The sequence below is a fragment of the Desulfocastanea catecholica genome, assembly GCF_054657295.1.
Window position 1 is genome coordinate 1 of sequence record NZ_BAAHYZ010000072.1, and the last position, 4,450, is coordinate 4,450.

Here is a 4,450-nt window from a genome sequence, read left to right on the forward strand (position 1 = left end):
TGATGAGATTCAAATACTGTAACGCTTTTTAACGAGGCGGATTCAGGTCGAAGTGGTTATTTTTCATCTAATTCAAGGAATTTACCTTCATATTGTTGAGGAGATCAATTTTCAAAATAGTGTAACGCCATGAAAATTTCTCCGATATTACAGAAGATTGCGAAACATTATGCCCTTTTCAGCGCCAAAAAGGGCATCACGGCAAACAGACAAAAATCGGATCTGGTGCTGTGGACGAGAATAGACGATCTGCCGACGAAACGGCGAGATGGTCTATATGGATTTTATTTTTATATAGGGCCGGGCAGGTGTTTGTGGAATTACTGGGGAGGCAGGTTTGAGATGAATTCAAGGGCAAGATTGATATCGACGAACTGATACTTCAATTCTTTTGCCCTGTCCCGACAGTCTGTACAGATTTCTTTGAACTTACGCATATCTCCTTTGACGGTCATATAAATCTGCTCGATGGCCTCTTGCTGCATGTCTTTATATTCTGAAATGAAATCTTCCACCACGATCGGGTATAAAATCAGGGTCTTTAATCTGCTGAGAATGTCCGGATGGTTGCGGCTCAGGTAGGTCCTGACCTTGGGCAACCCGGCAAGAACGACCGGGACACCAGCATCGATGATCCGCTTGAGATATGGCCATACCCGAGTGTCGAGATCACTGGCCTCGTCGATGATAATGAAACAGTTGGACAGGCCGCAGATCATTTTCAGATACTGGGGGGTGCGGCGATAGGTGGCCGCGGTATCATAGTTCAATTCGCGGAGGATGGCTGCCAGGGTTTCGTGAATGTTGAACAGGGATTCGACCCATATGGCATGGAGTTTTTTGGGACGAATCAATTGTAAAAACCGTGTTTTTCCAGCTCCGAAGTCTCCCTCGATCAACACACTCTGCCCCCGGTAAATGCGGCTGTAGGTTGCGCTCAGATAGGAGATCCGGCGCTTGTCACTGATAAAATCTTCTTTCATATCAAATCTCCATGGGAGGCGTATGGTGCCACATGGCCGTCATGCATTGACTTGCAGCAATCCAGAACAAACGCTTTGAACAACGCCGTCCCTTTTAGTTGCACGGGTTGTCTGATTTTTTTCGTGAAGCTGTGGTATCGCTGCTGATTTAACGAGTAGATGGTTTTCGCACGGTTAAAATCAATACCTTTGTGATAGATTTCGATCAAGGTGGGCCGGTCGACAATCATACCGTGTTGCTCCAGAAAATCGATCATTGTGGAGATCTCGTTGGGCGGAACATGGATGTCCTTGATATCCGGCGGTCCTGCAAATGGTTTACAGGCGAGGGCTTCACCGAGAAGGACACCATCCTCTCCAGGTTCGAAAATATACAGTTTGTCCCTGAAGGACGATATTTTCACCGGTGTGCTTTTCTGCCTGCTGAACAGATCGGCGCCAATGGTCACATAATAGTCCTGATTGGCATGGCGGATGGTCCTTTTTTTAGACACTGTGGCCTTGATTTTCTGGAAGCCGTATTTCATATATTCCTGCACCTGGCCGGGAGAAAATGTCAGGGTACCGGGCTGTTCCGATAAAAACCGGGTCATTTTTTGTTCCGGGATCCATGCATCGACCCGGCCGTTTTCACTGAAATAATGTTTGTTCCGGTTGTGTTCGTTACGGTATTCCTCAATAAGACGACTTTTTCTCATCTCCTGGAGGGTGATATCCAGGAATGTCACGGTAATGGTTTCTTTTTTCCCCTGGCTGAAAATGGTGGTGGGCGCTGTTTTAACAATCCGGTCTTCAAACGCCTTGATAATCCGTATTTCAAAGTTGTGCAGACTTCTGTGGGATGATTCGAGGTGCGCTTTGTCTTTGGGAGAATGAATCCGGGCAAAATCCGCTGACATATAAAATCCGCCTGGGGTGGAATGGGCGATATTCAATGCGTTGAATGCTCGTTTCAGGTTTAAAAAACCTTTGGCATTGTCCGGCCGGATGCAGAGAGTGATCAAGGGAAATTCGGTTCCCTTTAAAAACCGGGTGAACAACTCCAGAGCGTTCATGCTGGTTTCTTCAAACCAGACATCCAGATCAAACAGGTACCGGGACCCGGTATCGAATGTTTCAATGACCTGCGGAGCCTGCCAGTTGCCCTTTTCATTTCTGATTCTGATATATCGAAACCGGCAGCCATCAATCTGGATCAGGGCAAATACCGATTCCTGCTTGAAGGCGTGCTTCACCGAAATATCTTCTTCAGAATCCGGTTTCTCAAGGTAAAACTTGAGATTTTCATTTCCGGCACACCGCCGGAGCGCCGAAAGGCTGATGGATCGGCCAAATTCCTGTTCCAGCCAATAGTGGTAATTCTTGATGGTTCTGGCTTTGCGGGTAATAAAGATGAATTCCCGGGACAAGGGATCACAGGAGGCTTTAACCATGTCGATAAAACGTATTCTGACGGCTTCATCGAGGGAAGGGCGACGGCCGCTGCATTTTCGGCCCTCCATCACCCCTTTTTCAACCAATAACAAAGGGGCGGGAATGGTGCCGGTTTTCCGGTACTGGTCCTGGTAATATTTTTTGCTCCTTCGTCTGGCAGATCCGCTCTTGTTCATGATCTTTTTGTGAAGTAGCAGATAAAACCTGTCGTCAATGCTCAGATCATTTGTGACCTTATCCATTACCTGCCTCTTTTGACAAAATCTTTTCTCTGACAACCCGGTTCCATAGCAGGGCCGCCTGACGCGATGTCGCCTGCCAGTTGTCATGCCGGGCCATACGCACCTGTTCCAACAGAGCCTTGACCGCAGCCATATATTCCGGGGTGATCCGGCCGCTCAAATCAGGCGGATTGGTTTTTTTTATGTTTCGGCTGTCAATGAATCTTTTGATGTTTCGTGCCGTCAGTTCGGTGACGCTGTCCAGAAAATCCTTCCAAATCCGCCGCTGTTCCAAGGGACTCAGCGAAGCAAGATGGCGGACCTGAGCTTCATTGGACGGCAGAACCTCTCCAATTGGAGACAGATTGCGGATCACCTCGCAGTACTTGATCAGCCGGTAGGCATGGGCCCGGCTTATATCCCACCGTGCCCGGGTATAGGCTGCAAATGTGTCAAACAATGCCAGTTTGTACAACCGATTGTCCCGGATTTCTTTCAACGCCCTGCCGGTCTCGTAAAAATGTTCCTGATTGCTGGAAATCAGCGACTCCAATCGGGCCAGTTGTTCCTGTTCACTGGTTATCGACGAGGTCACGGCATAGGCCTCCCGATACCTGCGGCAAGGGCTTTCAGCGTCTCTACCTGCCCATCTTGCGGTATATTCAGGGTTTTCAAAAACAAGACACTGTCTTTGAAGCCACATCCCCTGACCGCCATAACCAGATCGATGGTATTAAAATTCTTCCCACACCGAAAGCATCTGGCCAGATTGGTGTTCGGATTGACTGCTGTCTGAAATTCATTACAGATGGGGCACAGAAAACGGAAAAACCCGTCCCTGATCTTTGAGGGAATCTGCAATTGGTCCCTGATCAGCATATCCACCGGTATGTTGTTTCTCAGATCAAATAACTCCCGGGATGAAAACCTGTTTTTCATAAAGCACCTCATTTTGCCGTTTTTTGAAGATGCCTTTTTTATACCATCGGCAATCAATCCCGTCGTTTGCCTCTTGAATAGACAATGGCGGTAGTCTTGCTGTATCATGTTAATTATCAGTAGCTTACGTCCATCATGTCTCTTAAACTCAAAATGGCATTACTTTTTACATATTTTCAAGTATTACTAACTGTTAGAGTATTCATGCGTCTTAAACACACTCGGCGATTAGTCGGGGGTGGCAACGGGTGATCATGTCATGTAAAGCCTGATTTTTCGGCACGAACATGGCGGATGACCTGAGTAATCAGATATTGCGTGATGATAGCCTGTTTTTCTCCCATCTGAGCCGCAATGACCTCCAGTGGTAGAACCGGTTTTCTCTGATGTGGTGATTGCGGTAAAAAGATGGCGGGTGGGTCTCTCGCCTGTCTTGGCTGATCAGCAGGTGAATCCTTAAATTGTTCCTGCTGCTTAATCCCGTTCACCTTATCGGCCAGATAGTTGTTTTTGAAATAGGGCTTATTCTTCCTGTTCCATTTTTCACATTGCCTTCGATGACGTTCTCGTTGACATTCCGGACTGCATGTCTTTTGCCGTCCTTTTTGTTGCGCAATTGGCTGAAACCATTTGCGGCAAATACTGCAGGGACGTTTCCCACGTATATTTTTTGCCATTATAAAATTCTCCAACATTCAAAACTGGATAAAAAATATACGCAAAATGGAGAATTGAAAATCGGCGGCGGGATCTTGGCGGGATAGCGGGGTATGATTTTTTTTCTGATTGGCGGGGTTTGGCGGCGGGGTAAACCCGTTACAGTATTTTGTCACTGATTCGGGGGGTGGACGTTACACTATTTGTATCTTAGCA

The 4,450-nt window shown here is 47.1% G+C and carries 5 protein-coding genes; all 5 read right to left on the reverse strand.

What is annotated here, in order from left to right:
* Positions 1 to 320 precede the first annotated feature (320 nt).
* On the reverse strand, positions 321 to 983 hold the full coding sequence (locus ACYQ8U_RS22625) for an AAA family ATPase (protein ID WP_459947827.1): 663 nt from the start codon (positions 981 to 983) through the stop codon (positions 321 to 323).
* Positions 980 to 2,659, reverse strand: coding sequence for an integrase (locus ACYQ8U_RS22630; RefSeq protein WP_459947828.1), 1,680 nt, complete (start codon positions 2,657 to 2,659; stop codon positions 980 to 982). Before ACYQ8U_RS22630 ends, ACYQ8U_RS22625 begins: the two co-directional genes overlap by 4 nt.
* Positions 2,652 to 3,233 (reverse strand): DNA methylase, encoded by a 582-nt coding sequence (locus ACYQ8U_RS22635; protein ID WP_459947829.1) that lies wholly within the window; start codon positions 3,231 to 3,233, stop codon positions 2,652 to 2,654. The genes ACYQ8U_RS22630 and ACYQ8U_RS22635 overlap by 8 nt, the downstream gene beginning before the upstream one ends.
* Positions 3,230 to 3,577, reverse strand: coding sequence for a CHC2 zinc finger domain-containing protein (locus ACYQ8U_RS22640; protein ID WP_459947830.1), 348 nt, complete (start codon positions 3,575 to 3,577; stop codon positions 3,230 to 3,232). Before ACYQ8U_RS22640 ends, ACYQ8U_RS22635 begins: the two co-directional genes overlap by 4 nt.
* A gap of 257 nt (positions 3,578 to 3,834) precedes the next feature.
* Positions 3,835 to 4,254, reverse strand: a complete 420-nt coding sequence (locus ACYQ8U_RS22645; protein WP_459947831.1) for a hypothetical protein — start codon at positions 4,252 to 4,254, stop codon at positions 3,835 to 3,837.
* Positions 4,255 to 4,450 lie beyond the last annotated feature (196 nt).